This window comes from Lentzea sp. NBC_00516 (genome assembly GCF_036346835.1).
GTDB lineage: Bacteria > Actinomycetota > Actinomycetes > Mycobacteriales > Pseudonocardiaceae > Lentzea > Lentzea sokolovensis.
This window is the reverse complement of the sequence record NZ_CP107840.1, coordinates 3658891-3676016: the sequence shown is the minus strand read 5'-3', so window position 1 is coordinate 3676016 and position 17126 is coordinate 3658891. Positions and strand designations below refer to the sequence as shown.

At 71.0% G+C, this 17126-nt stretch carries 7 protein-coding genes; all 7 read right to left on the bottom strand.

Features of this window, described 5'->3' with window-relative positions; translation table 11 throughout:
• Positions 1-217: 217 nt before the first annotated feature.
• Positions 218-2023 (bottom strand): hypothetical protein, encoded by a 1806-nt coding sequence (locus OG205_RS16400; RefSeq protein WP_330277109.1) that lies wholly within the window; start codon positions 2021-2023, stop codon positions 218-220.
• A complete protein-coding gene (locus tag OG205_RS16395; RefSeq protein ID WP_330277108.1) occupies positions 2020-3123 on the bottom strand; it encodes a VWA domain-containing protein in 1104 nt (367 codons plus the stop codon). The genes OG205_RS16400 and OG205_RS16395 overlap by 4 nt, the downstream gene beginning before the upstream one ends.
• On the bottom strand, positions 3120-5363 hold the full coding sequence (locus tag OG205_RS16390; RefSeq protein WP_330277107.1) for a DUF5682 family protein: 2244 nt from the start codon (positions 5361-5363) through the stop codon (positions 3120-3122). Before OG205_RS16390 ends, OG205_RS16395 begins: the two co-directional genes overlap by 4 nt.
• Entirely contained in the window at positions 5321-6391 is a 1071-nt protein-coding gene (locus tag OG205_RS16385; protein WP_330277106.1) for an ATP-binding protein, read from the bottom strand. The genes OG205_RS16390 and OG205_RS16385 overlap by 43 nt, the downstream gene beginning before the upstream one ends.
• The gene (locus OG205_RS16380; protein WP_330277105.1) at positions 6388-9978 is read right to left on the bottom strand and encodes a DUF4132 domain-containing protein; all 3591 of its coding nucleotides are present in this window, start codon (positions 9976-9978) and stop codon (positions 6388-6390) included. The genes OG205_RS16385 and OG205_RS16380 overlap by 4 nt, the downstream gene beginning before the upstream one ends.
• 115 nt (positions 9979-10093) lie before the next feature.
• Positions 10094-13618: a DUF4132 domain-containing protein gene (locus OG205_RS16375; RefSeq protein WP_330277104.1), complete on the bottom strand. Its 3525-nt coding sequence runs from the start codon at positions 13616-13618 to the stop codon at positions 10094-10096.
• A gap of 86 nt (positions 13619-13704) precedes the next feature.
• Complete coding sequence (locus OG205_RS16370) at positions 13705-17124, bottom strand: DUF4132 domain-containing protein (protein WP_330277103.1); 3420 nt, start codon at positions 17122-17124, stop codon at positions 13705-13707.
• Positions 17125-17126 lie beyond the last annotated feature (2 nt).

The window sequence follows — 17126 nt, the reverse complement described above, 5'->3', positions numbered from 1 at the left end:
GATCGGCGGCTACGGGTGGGTAGGGCGGATCGGCCCGTCAGTTGGCGGCGGTCGTGACCTGGCCGTGGGTGAGTTGCTGCGCTAAGCGGGCGGATGCGAGTGGGCAGGGCGATCGGACCTGTCAGCGGGCGTTCGCCGTGCCTGGTCGCGGATGAGTTTGCTGGACCAGGTTGGACCTCCTGGGCGGATGCGGTCGTGTCCGGGCTGGGCGGCCTCGCTAGCGCGCGTCGGCCGTGACCAGTAATCGCAGGTGCGCGGCGAGCCAGGTGGCCGAGGCCGGGCCGTCGGCGAACGCTGTGACGCCGGCCGCCGCCGTGCGCAGCCCCGCGCGGTGCAGGTGCGCGCCTACCTCGCGTACGCGGGTGAGCAGGCTGTCCGTCAGGTGGTCCAGGCCTCGATGAGAGGCCTCGGCCAGCACTGTCAGCGCGCTGTCGACCGCCGCGCTCAGCGGGTCGGACGTCGTGATTCCCGGTGACAGGGGTTGTGGAGTCGTGTCCGTCGCGAGGTCCACGACGACTACTCCCGCCGGGGTGTGGACGGCCAGCGGGTCGACGACCAGGGTGCCTCGATGCCGCCGGACGCTGCCGGTGATCGTCGTCGGGGTGGCGCGCAACGCTGCTGTCAGGGCGTCCAGTGAGTGTGGTGCGACGGCTCGGTGTGTTGCTTCCAGGAGGCACGACGTGCCCGTCGGGTCGTGCAGGGTGGCGGTGAGGCGTTGCGCGGCCGGGTCGTAGGCGAGGTCGGACACCTCGGTGACCCGGATCGCGCGGACCAGTTCGGCCTCCACCCTCGCGCGGACCTGGCGCGGCGGCAGTTCGGCCAGGTGTGCGGCGGCCTTGTCGTAGTCGTCGATCACCAGGGCCTGCGGCAGGTGGTCCCAGGCCGTGCCGACCGGTGTGAGCGAGGTCTTGGCCACCCTGCTCGTCTTCAGGGTCACTGCCCGGCTCGCGCTGCGGGTCGCCGACTCGGACACCACGTTCGACGCCGCCAGCCGGACGCCGGTGCGCAGGGGAGTGTCGCGCTGCACCAGGACGACGTCGCCCGAGGCGAAGTAGACGTCGACCGCGTTCGCCGCGCGCACGCGGGCGCCCAGCGCGGTCAGCCGGACTCGCTTGAGCGGTGTTTCGGCGGGCTCGTCCGGGCCCAGGATCTCGGCACGGGGGCCCGTGGCGGTGGTTCGCGCGTGCAGTTCGGTCAGCAGCGCGGCGAACTGCTCGGCCTCGTAGTCGGCGCTGCGCTTGCGGTACGCGGCCAGTTGGGCGAGGAGGTCGGTGATCACGGCTGCGGGCCAGTGCAGGCGTTGCGCGGTGAGGTCGCGGTGCAGGCGCTGCCACGCGACGTCGAGCACCTCGCTCGCGTTGGTGGTGCCGTCGAGCAGCAACTGGTCGAGCAGGTCGGTGACGGCGGTCAGATCCGTTGCGGTGGTGGGAGATCCACCGACGTCGACCGTGTCGGTTCCCTGCGCGTCCGCCTCGCGGAACGCCCACACCGCGAGCGCTGTCGCCTCGTCCTTGTTCACCGCGTCGGTGTGGACGTAGGACAGGTCGCCGGGGACCAGGAACGTGACCGTGCAGGTGGGGAGTTCCGCCTGTGCGGTCTGGTCTTCCGCAGTCGGGCGGCGGAGCTTGGCTCGGTAGCCGGCCTGGAAGGCCCTGCGGGCGCGGCGCAGCGTGCGTTCGCCCATCAACGCCACCAGGTCGGTGTCCGTCACCGAGCCCGGTGACCACAGTTCGGCCGGTGCGGTCGCCTCCTGAGTGCGTTGGTACGCCAAGACGACGGCGATGCGGTGCCGGCAGACGCCCGCCGCGCCGCAGCTGCACCGTGCCGCGTCGAGCGCGATGCCCGGCGGCAGCGTCGTCGTGGTGCCGTCCGGGAACTTGCCCTGGACGGCACCGGCCGGATCGGTGTCGAGCGCCGGGACGACGCCCGCGTCGAGCTCCTTGACGGCGCGTTTCACCAGACCGCGGTTGGCCAGCGCCGCGAGGGCGTCCGGGGTCAGTGCCATCAGGTCGGGTCTGGTCACCTGAGCTTCTCCGCAACGAATTCCGCGAGCTGTCCTGGGGTCATCGCGCCGACGTGAGCGCCGACGTTCGCGAGGCGCTGGCCCAGCGCCCGGTCGTAGTCCGGGTTCGCCTCGTCGTCCAGCGCCGCCAGGCACAGCACGTGGGTGCCCTGCTCGCACAGGTCCTTCACCGTGCGGACCAGGTGCGCCTCGCTGCCGCCCTCGTAGAAGTCGCTGATGATCGCCACGATCGACCGGCGCGGGCTGTCCACGAGATTGGCGCCGTAAGCCACGGCCTTGGCGATGTCCGTGCCGCCGCCGAGCTGCACCTTCATCAGCAACTCGACCGGATCCGTCACGTCCGAGGTCAGGTCGACCACGTTGGTGTCGAAGGCGACCAGGTGCGTCCTGAGCCCCGGCAACCCCCACAGACAGGCCGCCGTGACGGCTGAGTGGATCACCGAGCTGGTCATCGACCCCGACTGGTCCACCAGCAGGATCACCTGCCACTGCTCCAGGTGCCGTTTGGTGCGGGAGACGAACTTCGGGTGCTCGATCGCGAGCTTGCGCTCTTCCGGTTGGTAGCGCTGGAGGTTTGCCCTGATCGTGGAGCGGAAGTCGAAGTTGCGCGAGTTCTTGTGGATGCTCGGCCGCCGCGACCTCGTGCCGCTGAACGCCGTGCGCACCTCCGTCTTGAGCTTCTCCATCAACTGCTTCACGACCGCTTCGACGATCTTGCGCGCCAGTGCGAGCACGGCGGGGTTCATCAGGTGCTTGGTCCGCAGCACCGCGCGCAGCAGCGCCGGGTTCGGTTCGATCCGTTGCAGCACTTCGGGATCGGTGACGACGTCGGTGATCTCGTACCGCTCGACCGCGTCGCGCTCCAGTCGTTCGATCGTCTCGCGCGGGAAGAGGGTGTGCACCTCGTCCAGCCAGTCGACGGTCTGCAGCACCGAGTCCTCGCTGCCGCCCTTGCGCACGCCGCGTTCGGCCAGTTCGGGATCGCGGCCGTAGAGCCACTCCAGCGCCGTGTCCCGGCGGGCCGCGTCGCCCTGCAACCCTCCGGTGCAGCGCGACGCGGGTTCGCCGAGGATCAGCCGCCAGCGTTCCAGGTCCGTCATGCCAGCCCGCCCTTCAGCAGCAACGCGTCCACGCGCTTCTCGATCGCCATCGCCTCCGCCACGACCATCGGGTCGACGGTGAGACGGGTGACGCCCTTCGCGCTGCCCTCGACACCGCGATGGTGCAGGACGGTGGCCGCGATGGTTTCCCTTTCCCTGGGCGGGAAGTAGCTGAAGGCGAGCCGCAACGCGGGCAGCGCCACCAGGAACTCGTCCTCGTTCATCGCGCTGACCAGTTCGTCGAGCACCCCGACCAGATCGGGACTCGCCAGCACCTCTTCCCGCGCGACCGCGAACAACCCGGTGAGCCAGTCGCCGAGCGCCTCGATGTTGCGCACCTTGCGCACGTCCGGCTGGGAGCCGAGCGTCCAGGCGAGCCCGAGTGCGGCGCCGCGCAGATCCGGCGGCGCCTCCACGTCGTTGCTCACTCGGGTCGCGACGCCGGTGACGTCCGCGATGTCCAGTGACAGCGCGGACTTCGCGTGCAGCACCGCGTCCCTGGTCGCCGCCATGGCCTTGAGGCGGTGCGGATCGGCCGGGGCCGGGCCGCCGTGCAGGCCCTCGACCAGCCACAGCACCCGCGCCGTGCCCGCGTCGATCACCGAGCCCAGCAGCGGATCCTTTCTCGTGCCGAACAACCTGTCGTGCCGCCACAGTCCGAGCACTCCGCTCAGCACGGACCCGAGCGCGGCGAGGTCGCCCGTCGCCCGGACGCCGTCGTTGAGGCTCTGCTGGACCTGTCCGGACAACGCCGAGATCCCGCAGAGCACCGCGTCGAACAGGATGGTGGCCAGGTGCTCCAGCTGAGCGTCCCGGGAACGGCGTTCCAGCACCGCCCCCGCCGCCTCCTCCAGCGTGGCGCCGTTCTCGGCGGCCTCGATCAGCGCCGCCAGCCGTTCGTCGGCCGGTCGCAGCGTCCACTGCTCGTCCAGCTGCGGCGCGGCGCCCTCGGACGGGCCGCTCGTGCGTTCGAAACCGGGAATCCGCAGCACCCGCAGGCGATGCAGGATCCTGCTGCGCTCCAACGCCTCCGCGTCCGTGAGGTCGAGCGCGACCTTGCCCTCCTGGTCGAGGCCGTGCGTCCGCAACAGCTCCTGCACGGCGTTGACCAGCGGCGGCGCCGGCGTGTCCGGGTGCAGCCTGCCGACCTTGTCGCCCCGCAACGCCCCGATCATCTCGATCAACGCCGGGTGCGCGCCGGGCTGCAACGTGCCGCGCCGCGTCCACGGCGGCGGCTGCGTCAGGTCCTCGGAGATCAACGCGCTGGTCAGGCCGTCGAGCACGTCCGTGCGTGCCAGGTTCTCGTGACCGCGCAACCTGGCCAGCGCCCCGGCCTGGGTGCGCGCCGCGATGAGGTCGGCCGTCGACACCGGTTGCAGCCGCCTGCGCAGCCGCGTCGCCACCGACTCGACCAGCCAGTCCGCCGCGCGCTGCGACCCCGCCTCCCAGACCTGCTGGTAGTAGCCGGGTGACGGCATGCCCGACTGGTAGCCGGTGAACGCGTCCAGCCGTGCGTGCGAATACGGCACGAGATAGCTCGCGCCTCTCTCACGTTCGGGAACCTCGGGCCACTCGGTGGTGCCGTCGAGCTTCGCCTTGAGCGCGGCCGTGTGGAAGCCGCCGGTGATCACGACGACGGGCCTGTCGCCCGCGTCCTGCACCGCCGCCCGCACCCAGCGCGCCATGTACTCCTCGCGCGCCGAGTCGCCCTCGTCCGCGGTCGCCGTGCCGCGCAGCAGATCGAAGTACTCGGCCATGCCCGTCGGCTCGGTCTCGCACTCGAAGAGGTGGTCCCAGAGCGCGTCGACGTTGTCGACGTTGAACTCCCGGCACAACCGCTCGACGACCTCGGTGTAGCGCAGTTCCGCGTCCGCGTACCTGTTGCTGACGTCGCGGAACGCCTCGTGCCACGCGGGCAGGTCGATGAACCTGACCTCGGCGCCGCACCGGCGTGCCTCGGTGATCGCCACCCACTCCGGCGAGTAGTCGCAGAACGGCGACCACGACGCGTGCTGGTCGGAGTAGCTGAACAACGCGACGGGCAGCTCGTGGCCGAGCAGCAGCTCGTCGATGCGCTCGTTGAAGTCGGCGGGACCTTCGATGAGCACGTACGCGGGCTGCTGCTCCGAGATCGTGGCGGCGACCAGCCGGGCACAGGCGGGACTGTGGTGCCGGACGCCGACGAAGACGGCCCCCATCAGCCGGGCAGCAGGTGCCGGGCGCGGTGCAGCTCCTGCCACTGCTCGCCCTTGCGGCGCGCCGCGTGCTGCTCCAGGTACCGCCGCAGCCGCGCCAGGTCCTCCGCGTTGTCCTTCGCCGCAGTACCCGCCAGGCACTCCACGACGTCCGCGGCCGACCCGACCTCGCCGCGCAGGAACCAGCCCCGCAGCCCCACCGCGTGCGCCACCGACACCGCCTCGGCCGTGCTCATGACGGTCGTGAGCCGGTCGCCGCCCTCGCGCAGATCGCGGAACGTGCGGACCAGGACCTCCAGCACGTCACGCCTCGGCGCGAGCTCCACACCGGACTTCTCCAGCAGCTTCGCCGCCTCCTGCTCGACCAGGGCGAGCTCGGTGTCGAAGTCGGCGATCGGGAACACCGTCTCGAAGTTGAACCGCCGCTTGAGCGCGGCGCTCATCTCGTTCACGCCCCTGTCCCGCGTGTTCGCCGTGGCGATCACGTTGAACCCGTCCTGCGCGAACACCATGCCGTCCGGACCGTTCAGCTCGCCGATCGCCATCACGCGGTCGGACAGCATCGACAGCATGCAGTCCTGGACCTCCAGCGGGCAGCGGGTGATCTCCTCGAACCGCACGATCTTGCCCTCGGCCATGCCCCGCAGCATCGGCGCCGGCACGAGCGAACGCGGCGACGGACCCTCCGCGACCAGCAGCGCGTAGTTCCACGAGTACTTGATCTGGTCCTCGGTCGTCGCCGCGCCGCCCTGGATCGTCAGCGTCGACTCGCCGCACACCGCCGCCGCGATCAGCTCGGACAGCAACGACTTCGCCGTGCCCGGCTCACCGACCAGCATCAGGCCGCGGCTCGTCGCCAGCGTGACCAGCGCTCTGTCCACAAGAGACGGATCGCCGACGAACTTCCTGCGGATGCCCCGGTTCTCGTCTCCCACCACGAACCGGCGCGCGGCTTCGAGGCTCAGCGCCCAGCCCGGTGGCCTGGGCGCGGTGTCGGTGTCGCGCAGCTTGGCGAGCTCGTCGGCGTAGCGGACCTCGGCGGGAGGACGCTGCATCGTCTGGGTGCTGGTCATGGCTGCAAGGACTCCAGTTCGGAGAGGAGCTCGGAGACGGTGATCGGGTCGACCTCGTAGGTGGCGGGCGCGTCCGCCGGAGCGGACCACGCGCCGTGACCGTTGCGCGAGAACCACATGTCGCTGAAACCGACCTCGGGGAAGACGTCCATGGCGCCCACCGCGATGCCGGGTTCGAGCCTGGCGACGAGCGCGCCGCCATCGGGGAACGGCCGGGTGATCCAGCACTCGACGCCCGCGTCCTGCGGGGTGCCGCGCACCCAGCCCTTCTTGGTCAGGCCGAGGATCTTGCCGATCGGGTACGGGGTGTCGCAGTACTTCTTCGCACGGGGGAGAAGGTCGCCGGCTGAGGTGAGCAGGTGGATCGGGCGGCCGAGCTGCGGGAACGGCTGGAGGATCTCGTAGTCGGCGAAGACCTCGCCCCACGCCGCCGACGCCTCCCGCAGGTCGACCGCGTGAGCCACGCGGACCGTGGCGCTCTCGGGCAGCGTGAACTCGTCGTCGTGCTCGTCGGCCAGTGTGCGGTCCTCGGCCAGGCGGAACGAGGTGCCCTCGTCGGTGATCCAGACCAGGCGGCGGACCAGGTGCCACAGCAGCGGGTGCGCGGCGAGGACCGTCAGGAACTCCTCGGCGCTCCACCTGCGCTGGTCGACCATCGCGCGTTCGAGCCGCTGGATCTGGTCGGACGCGATGGTGCGGACGTCCTTCTTCAGCGCCATGAACCGCTTGTGCTCCAGCGGTGCGAGGTCCTGGTCGTCCTTCGCGCCGGGCTTCGGCAGATCCTTGCGGCGCTTGCCGTCCGGGTCGAGCACGAACGGCTTGAGCTGTTCGTCGAAGCCCACGGTGAACTTCCGGGAGCCGTAGTCGATCACCAGGGTCGCGGCCTCGTCCAGGCCCAGGCGCGGAACCAGCCGGTCCGACAGCTGGTCGCGGGACAGGCCGAGCTCGGCCGCGATCTGGGCGACCTTCTCCTGGGCCTTGGTCTTGAGGCCCTTGAACGACACCTTCTCCGCGATGCTGTTCAGGTGCGACAACGCCACCTCGGTGCCGATGTCGGCCAGCACGTCGAGCCCGCTGACCGCCCTGGCGTGCTGGCTCTCGCCGGGCCAGTTGCGGATCAGCGGCGACAGCCTGCGCACGGTCTCGTCGTCGCCGAACCAGCCGAGCGCGTTGAGCGCCCAACTCTCCTTCGACGGCGCGCCCGCCTGCTCCCAGGCCTGGAAGACGGCCCACGCGAACTCCGCCAGTGAGTCGGGGTCGAGTGCCTCACGGGCGATCGGCAGCCCCGCGTAGAGCTCGCCCGGCTTGGACAGCGCGGCCGTCATCAGCAGATGACCGGCGACTTCGGCGGACAGGGCGTGCTTGCGGTCCGCCAGCAGCACCTGTGGCAGCAGCCTGGGGTCCGACCACTCGCCGATCGCCGGCAGCTTCGCGGGCAGCACGTCGACCGGGTCGACCGCCAGCACGACGTCGATCGCGGCCTCGGCACCGCGCTCCTTGGCGATCGCCGCCACGTCGACACCGACGTTGTTGTTCAGGTGCCGCAACGCCGCCTCGGCGTTGCGACGGGGGACGCCCGCCTTCCCGGCCGCGGCCGGGATGAGGAGACGGACGGCCTGCTCGCGGTGCCGGGCGAGCCAGTCGAGGCCCCAGCGCCGGGCCGCCTTGGTGCGGGCGAACCAGTCGGCCATCTGCGTGGCCACCTCGACGGTGGCGAACGGCAGCAGCACCATCCCGGTGCCCGCAGCCGCGGACTGGACGTGCCGGATGAGCGCCGGCGCGGCGTCGACGCCGAACCGGGCTGCGATGTTCTTGCCCCACTCCTCGACGCCGTAGCTGTAGACCGGCTTCCAGTCCGCGAGCAGGTGCCGCACCTCGTCCTCGGGGGCGAGGAGGAACAGGTCGTTGTCGTAGTAGCCGATCAGGCCGGCCTGGTACTCCTTGAGCAGGTTGCGCCAGTCGTGGTGGTCCTGGATCCACTCCGAGCCGGACGCGAGCCACTGCTCGTGCTCGCCCGGCTCCCAGATCACCGCCGCCTCCGGCACCGGAAGATCCGCCAGCACCACGGGCTTCACCGGCTTGCGGCGGCTGAGCCACGGCGGGGAGGCCAGCAGCGCCGGCAGCTGGTCCGCGGTCGCCTCCGGCATGATCGCCTCGGTGGACTCGGCGAGCAGCGTGGCGACCTCGTCGGGCACGGTCAGGTGCGGATTGCTCCGCAGGTGGATGTGCAACAGCCGGCGCGCGTGATCACTCGACGACGCGCGCTCGGCCAGCAGCCGGGCCGCCCGCACGGGGAACGCCCTCATCGCGGACACCGCCGCGGGCCGCACGTACTTCCCGTCCAGCCGGTCGAGCAGGATCGTGAACGCCTCGTCCGTCGGTAAGGCTGCCAGCACGGTCAACGCCTGCTTGCGGCCGCCCGTGCGCTGGTGGTAGCTGTCCGAGTCGAGCTCCTCCGCGAGCAGGGGCGCGACGGCCGGCCCCAGCACGTACACCGCGGTGTAGAGCAGGAACGCCGATCTCGTGACCGACTCGCCGGCCTTCCGGAAGTCCTCGAGGCTGCGGGCGCTGCTCGGCAACATCCACCACCGGCTCGGCGTGTAGCCCTGCTTGCGGACCTGAGTGAACCAGTCCGCCCGCTCGGGCATCAGGAAGGAGCGGAGTTCCTTCTCGGTCTTCGACTTGCCGAGCTTCTCCAGCGCGTCCTCGGCGGCCGCGCGTTCCTCAGGGCTCGCGACGGCGATCGCGTACCGGAGGGCGGTGAGCATCAGACCTTCCGGTTCGCCGATCGACGTCTGGAAGCCACCGCGGTCGTACTGCAGGCAGATGCCGGTCCATTTGCCGCGCTTGTCGTCCCACTCGTCGGAGAAGGTCAGGCCCGTGAGCTGGATGACCGCCGTGGTGGCGAAGGCGAGGCCGTGGTCGGCGATCCAGGCGTGCACGCCGGGTGCGCCCGGCTTGGTGATGGCCGCGATCGCCGCCGCGCCGACGGGAGTCGGCTGCCCGGCCAGGTGTTCGCGGGCCGCGCTCACCAGTTCCGCCTTCGAGCCCTTGGCGGTCAGGGCGGTCTCGATCTTCTCCGCCTGCTCGATGATCTGCTGCCGCGCCTGCTCTGCCTTGGCGGGGTCGACGGCGAAGTCCAGGGCCGGGTCGAAGTCGCGCTGCCGCACCGCGTCGCGCAGCCACGCCTTGGGGATCACCCACGTGTCTTCGTCGATGGGGGCTGCGGGAGTGGCGGCGGCGGGTGGAGGGGCCGCAGGTTGCTGGGCGGCGGGCAACTGGGCCGCGTGCTGCCCGACGGCGGGCTGCGGGGCGTCGGCCGTGGTGGTGGCGGGCTGCTGGGCGGCAGGGTCGGCGGACGCGGGCTGCTGCTGCTCGGCGGTGGCTTCCGGTCTGTAGCCCTTCTTCTCCTTCTCCGCCACCAGTTTCGCGACGTGCGCGTCGGCCGCCTCGGCGGAGGCCAGCTCCTTGAACTGAGTCTGGCCGGTGGTGCCCAGCCGTCCGAACCGGACGGTCACCGTCGCGCCGTCCTGCCCGATCTCCCAGAACTTCGCGGAGCCGTCCGCGACGAGTTCCCACCTGCGCACTGCTGTACCTCCTGGGGCCACACAAGGGAGTTGATGTGCACGGACGTTACTCAGGGGGTCTGACAATTCTTTACGGTGAGCTTAAAGAGCTGCTCAGACCCCCTGATTCACGGTGTCACGAGTGCAGTGACTCCAGTTCGGACAGGATTTCGGAGGCCGTGATGGCGTCTGCCTCCAGGGTGCTCGACCCGTTGCGCTGGGACGACCAGTAGCCGTGCCCGTCGGCGGAGAACCACAGTTCGGTGAACTTGATCTCGGGGAAGACGTCGATCGCGCCCACCGCGATGCCGGGGTCGAGCGACGCGACCACGGCACCGCCGGACGGTAGTGGCCGGGTGATCCAGCACTCCACGCCGGCGTCCTGGGGCTCGCCGCGGATCCAGCCCTTCTTGGTGAGGCTGAGGATCTTGCCGATCGGGAGGTCGACGTCGCAGTACTTCTTCAGCTGGGGCAGGAGGTTCTCGCCCGCCGGGACCAGGTGCAGGGGGCGGCCCAGCTGCGGGAACGGCTGGAGGATCTCGTAGTCGGCGAAGACCTCGCCCCACGCCTCCAGCTCGGCCTGGAGGTCCACCGGGTGCGCCACGCGGACGGTGGCGTCCTCGGGGAGCATGAACTCGTCGTCGCCGGAGTCGGCGAGGGTGCGGTCCTCGGCCAGGCGGAAGGACGCGCCGTCGGTGGTGATCCACACGAGCCGGCGGGCGATGTGCCAGAGCAGCGGGTGGCCGGCGAGGACGGTGTGGAACTCCTCGGCGGTCCAGGTGCGCTGGTCGACCATCGCCCGTTCCAGGCGGTGGATCTGGTCGGACGCCACCGCGCGAACGTCCTTCTTCAGGGCCGCGAACCGCTTGTGCTCCAGTGGGGCCTGGTCCTGGTCGTCCTTGGCGCCGGGCTTCGGGAGGTCCTTGCGGCGCTTGCCGTCCGGGTCGAGGACGTAGGGCTTGAGCTGTTCGTCGAAGCCGACCGTGAACCGGCGCGGGCCGTAGTCGATCACCAGGCTCGCGGCGTCGTCGAGACCCAGGCGCGGCACGAGGCGGTCCGCCAGCTGGTCGCGGGACAGGCCCAGTTCGTCGGCGATCTGCGCGACCTTCTCCTGGGCCTTGGTCTTGAGGCCCTTGAACTTCACCTTCTCCGCGATGCTGTTCAGGTGCGACAGGGCGACCTCGGTGCCGATGTCGGCGAGCACGTCGAGACCCGTCACCGCCCTGGTGTGCTGGCTCTCGCCCGGCCACACCCGGATCAACGGTGACAGCGCGCGGACCGTCGAGTCGTCGCCGAACCAGCCGAGCGCGGTCAGCACCCAGCCTTCCTTCGAGGGCGCGCCGACCTCCTGCCAGCGCTGGAAGACCGCCCACGCGAACTCCGCCAGCGAGTCGCGGTCGAGCGCCTCACGGGCGATCGGCAGCCCGGCGTAGACGTCGCCCGGCTTGGACAGCGCGGCCGTCATCAGCAGATGACGCGCGGCCTCCGGGGACAGGGCCTGCCCGCGGTCGCGCAGCAGGACCTGGGGCAGCAGACCGGTGTTCGCCCACTCGCCGATCACCGGCAGCTTGGCGGGCAGCACGTCGACGGGATCGACGGACAGGAACACCCGCAACCCCTCGGCCGCCTCCGGGGTCGGAGCCAGCGCCACCACGTCCACCCCGAGGCCGTGCAGGTGGCGGATCGCGGTCTCGGCGTTGCGCCGCTCGGCACCGGGTTTGCCCAGAGCCGCGGGAATCAGGAGACGCGCGGCCGCTTCGCGGTGCCGGGCGAGCCAGCCCATCGCGGTCTTGCGGACCTGCTTGAGCCGCACCAGCCAGTCCGCCATCAACGCGGCGACCTCGGGCGTGGCGAACGGCAGCACGATCACCGCCGTGGCCGTGTTCCTCTCCACGATGCGCAGCAGGGGCGGCAACGCGTCGAGGCCGAACTTCGCGGCCAGCCGCTTGCCCGCCGACTCGGCGCTCCAGCCCAGGTGGGGCTGCCAGTCCGCGAGCAGGTGCCGCACCTCGTCCTCGGGTGCCCTGACGAGGAGGTCCGCCATGTGGTAGCCGATCCGGCCCGCCTCGTACTCCGCCAGCCAGTGCTCCCAGGTCTCGTAGGCGTGGGTGTCCCAGTGGCCGTCCTTCAGCCACTCCTCCCGCTCACCCGGCTGCCACGTGAGCGACGGTCCGGGCACCGGGAGATCCGGCACCACCACCGGCTTCACCGCGGGCTTGCGGTGCAGCCACGGTGGCGACGCCAGCACCGGCGGAAGCGCCTCGGCCGGAGCCTCCGGCACTCCCGTGGACTCGACCTCGACGAAACCGGCGGGTGTTTCCAGGTGCGGATACGTCCGCAGGTGCACGCTGAGCAGCCGGCGGAACTCCTCGCTGCGAGCGGAGCGCTCGCCGAGCAGCCTGGCCGCTCGCGCCGGGTACGCCGTCATCATGGACAGCACGGTCGGGCGGACGTACTTCGCGTCGATCCGGTCGAGCAGCAGCGCGAACGCCTCGTCGGTGGGCAGCGCGGCGAGCGTTTTCAGCACCTGTTTGCGGGTGTCAGCGCGCTGGTACTGGCCGTCCAGCGACTTCGCGAGCAACGGCGCGATCGCCGGACCCAGCACGTACAGCGCCGTGTGGAGGACGGTCGAGTTGCCCGTCACCGAGTGCGGCGCGCTCTCGAACTCCTCGAAGGTCCTGGCACTGCAGTGAAGGATCCACCAGCGGATGTTCGTGTGCGGTGTCTGGCGCGCCTCCTGGAACCAGTCGGCCCGTCCTGGCATCAGGAACGCCCGCACCAGCTTGGCGTTGGGCTCGTCGCTCTCGCCCAGCCTGCTCAGCGTGGCCTCCGCGGCGTCACGCTCGGCGTCGTCCGCGATCGCGAGCGCGTAACGGACCGCCATCAGCATCTTGCAGTCGATGCTGCCGATGGTGATGTGGAAGTACCCATCGCGGGACGCCAGCCGTTCGTGGCCGTACGTGCGCTGCTGCGAAAGCCACTCGCGTGCGCACATCACCCTCATGTACTCGACGGTGGCCTCTGCGGCGAACACCAGGCCGTGGTCGGCGATCCAGGCGTGCACGGACTGCTCGCCGACGGCGACGACGGCCGCGATCGCCGCCGCCCCGGCGGGATTCGGCCGGCCGGCGAGGTGCTCGCGCGCCGCCTGGACCAGATCGGGGTCGGAGGCCGGTTCGGAGAGGATCCGCTCGATCGTGGTGTCCGTCTGCTCGGCGACGCGCTGCCTGGCCCCCTCCGCCAGTGCGGTGTCGACGGAGAACTCCGGGGCGGGGTGGAAGCCGCGCTGCCGCATCACGTCGCGCAGCCACGCCTTGGGCATCACCCAGGTGTCCTCGTCGACGACGGCAGGCTTCTCGGCGGGGGAGGTGGCCGTCGTGGGAGCGTCAACGGGCTGCGTGGCGGCGGAGGTGGACACCGGCTCGGCGCCCGGCTGGGGCGCGGCCACCTCGGTGGAACCGACCGCGCGGTAGCCCTTCTTCTCCTTCTCCGCCACCAGCTTCGCGACGTGCGCCTGCGCCGCCTCCGCGGACGCCAGCTCCTTGGTCTGGGTCTGGCCGTGCGTGTCCAGTCGTCCGAACCGGACGGTGACCGCGGCACCGTCCTGACCGATCTCCCAGAACTTCGCCGCGCCGCCCGAGACGAGCTCCCACCTGCGCACTGACTGCTCCCTGCTTTCGATCCGAAGTGTGTTGGTGACCGTGCCGAGCCGGTCTGACGTTGATCGACGACCAACCGTTCCCGCTTTCACGCGTGCAGTGATTCCAGTTCCGAGAGGAGCTCGGAGGCGGTGACCGCGTCCACGTCGAACGTGGACGGACCACCGTCGCGGGGTGCGACCCAGTCGCCCTCTCCGCTGGTGGAGAACCAGAGTTCGGCGACCCTCATCTCGGGGAACAGGTCGATCGCGCCCACCGAGATGCCGGGATCCAGATTCGCCACCAGCGCGCCGCCGGACGGCAACGGGCGGAGCAGCCACGGCTCGTGGCCGTTGTCCTGGGGCTCGGCGCGCATCCAGCCCCGCTTGGTGAGGCCGAGGAACTTGCCCACCGGCACGTCCTTGTCCAGGTACTTGTGCAGCTGGGGGACCATGTCGCCCGGCGTGAAGGCGTGGACGGGGCGGCCGAGTTGCGGGAACGGCTGCAGGATCTCGTAGTCCGCGAACACCTCGCCCCAGGCCGGCAGCGTGTCCGCGAGGTCAACCGGGTGGGCGACTCGGACTACGGCCTCCGCGGGCAGCGTCACCTCGTCGTCGGAGGCGTCAGCCAGGGTGCGGTCCTCGGCCAGGCGGAAGGTCAGGCCGCCGTCGGTGATCCACACCAGCCGCCGGACCAGGTGCCACAGCAGGGGATGGCCGGCGAGGACGGCGTGGAACTCCTCGGCGGTCCAGGTGCGCTGGTCGACCATCGAGCGTTCCAGGCGGTGGATCTGGTCGGACGCGATGGTGCGGACGTCCTTCTTCAACGTCGCGAAACGCTTGTGCTCCGCCGGTGCGAGCTCCTGGTCGTCGCGCGCTCCGGGCTTGGGAAGGTCCTTGCGGCGCTTGCCCTCCGTATCCAGGACGTACGGTTTGAGCTGCTCGTCGAAGCCCACGGTGAACTGGCGCGGACCGTAGTCGATCACCAGCGTCGCCGCGTCGTCCAGGCCCAGCCTGGGCACCAGACGGTCGGACAGCTGGTCGCGGCTCAGGCCCAGTGCGGCGGCGATGTCCGACACCTTCTCCTGGGCCTTCGCCTTGAGGCCCTTGAACTTCACTCTCTCCGCGATGCTGTTCAGGTGGGTCAGCGCCACCTCGCTGCCGATCTGGGCGAGCACGTCGAGGCCCGCCACGGCGCGGGCGTGCTGGCTCTCGCCCGGCCAGGAGCGGATCAGCGGCGCGAGACGGCGCACCGTCTCGTCGTCACCGAACCAGCCGAGGGCGGCCAGCACCCAGCCGTCCTTGGCCGGGGCGCTCACGTCCTGCCAGCGGCCGAAGACCGCCCAGGCGAACTCCGCCAGCGACGCGCGGTCGCACGCCTCGACTGCCAGCGGCAGGCCGGGGTAGACGGCGTCCTGTTTGGACAGCGCGGCCGTCATCAGCAGACTCCGCGCGGCCTCGGCGGACAACGCTCCGGTGCCGTCGGCCAGCAGAACCTGGGGCAGCAGCCGCTGGTCGGCCCAGTCACCGATCACCGGCAGCTTCACGGGAAGGACGTCGAGCGGGTCGATCTCGATCAGCGTGCGGATCGCCGCACCCGCCTCGGCGCTGTGCGAGGTGGCGAGGGCGATGACGTCCACACCGGTCTCGAGATGGAGGTGGCGCAGGGCGACCTCGGCGTTGCGGCGTGCCGATCCCGCCGGGCCGAGCCCGGCCGGCAGCAGCAGGCGGGCGGCGGCCTCGCGGTGGCGGGACAGCCAGGAGACTGCGAACGCGCGGGCGGTCTTGAGGCGCGCCAGCCAGTCCGCCATCAGCCCGGCGACCTCGGTGGTGGCGTAGGGGAGCAGCACGACGCCGGACACGTGCGGGTTGCTCGCCGCTAGGCGGAGCATCGCGGGCAGGGCGTCCATGCCGAACCGGGCCGTGATGCGCCTGCCCCAGCCCTCACTGCCCCAGGTGTCACCGGGCGTCCAGCCGGCGAGCAGCGGGAGGGCGAGCTCCTCCGGGCCGCTCTCGAACAGCCGGTGGTCGTGATAGCGGCTGCTGTGGCCGGCGCGGATCGCCGCGGCCATCGCCTCCCAGTACTCGCCGCGCCCCGTCCACCAGCCGGTGAGCTTCTCCCACTCCTCGCGCTCGCCCGGCAGCCACGTGATGTGGGCGGCAGGCACCGGGAGATCCTTCAGCACCACGGGTTTCGGTTGCGGGCGGCGGTGCGTCCACGGCGGTTCGGCCAGCACTCGTGGCAACGCGTCCACCGGTGCCTCCGGAGCGGGCTCGGGCAGGAGATCGGCGATTCCGGACGGCAGTTCCAGGCCGGGATGCGTCAGCAGATGAGCGCGCAGCAGGTTGCTGACGTCCACGTCGGCGACTGCGCGGGGTGTCATCAGCCGCAGTGCCCGAGCCGGGAACGCCGCCATCGCGGACAGCAGCGCGGGCCGCACGTACCGCTCGTGCAAGCGGTTGAGCAGCATCAGGAACGCCTCGTCGGTGGGCAGCACCGAGAGCACCTCGAGCGCGAGCTTGCGGCACTCCGCACCCCACTCGACCTTCGCCCGCAGCTCGGCGTCCAGCACCGGCGCGATGTCCGGGCCCAGCACGTGCAGCGCGGTGAACACGCTCATCGGCGACCAGATCAGGTGCCCGTGCTTCAGGCCGCCGAACTGCTCGACGGTGGTCGCCGAGCAGTGGATCATCCAGGTCGGAGCCCCTGACTCGTTCGCCTCCTCGAACCAGTCCTGCCGCGTCGGCGCCAGGAAGGCACGCGCGGCCACGCCGAACCACGTGGTGCCGACCTTCTCCAGCTCCGCCACCGTCGCGGCGTAGGTCGCGTCGTCCGCCGCGGCCAGCGCGGTGCGGACGTCGATCAGCGCAAGGCCGTCGGCGTCGAGGTTCGTGCTGTGGTGCGGCAGGTGCGTCTTCAACGTGCCGTAGCCGTCGATCACGGTCGCCATGTGCACGGCCGCCACGGCGGCGAACGGCAGCCCGAAGTCCTCGATCCACCAGTGCACCGGCGAGGTGCCGTACTCGTACCCGATCAGCGTCAGCAGCACCGCGACACCCAGCGGATCAGGCCGGCCCTCGTGGTGGTTCCGCAACGCCCGCACCAGATCCCGCTCGTGCTCCGGTGCCGTCAGCGCCTCTTCGATCTTCCCGGCGTGTGCGGCGACGTGATCGCGGAACCTCTGCGCCATCGCGGAGTCGACCGCGAACTCCGGCAACGGTCTGGCGTCGCGTCTGCGCATCGCCTGCGCCAGCCACTCCGCGGGCATCACCCACGTCTCCTCGTCGCGAGGAGGAGCCTCCACCACCAGCGCGGGCACGGTATCGACTGCGGCCCGGTAGCCCTTCTTCTCCTTCTCCGACACCAGTTTCGCGACGTGCGCTGCCGCGGCCGCCTCCGAGGTCAGCTCCTTGGTCTGGGACTGCCCGGCGGTGCCCAGCCGTCCGAACCGGACGGTCACCACGGCACCGGCCTGGCCGACCTCCCAGAACTTCGCCGAGCCGTCGGAGACGAGCTCCCACCTGCGCACCA

Excerpts from the sequence above, each read along its gene's own strand:
- OG205_RS16385 (WP_330277106.1), bottom strand. The coding sequence starts at position 6,391 with ATGACCAGCACCCAGACGATGCAGCGTCCTCCCGCCGAGGTCCGCTAC.
- OG205_RS16395 (WP_330277108.1), bottom strand. The coding sequence starts at position 3,123 with ATGACGGACCTGGAACGCTGGCGGCTGATCCTCGGCGAACCCGCGTCG.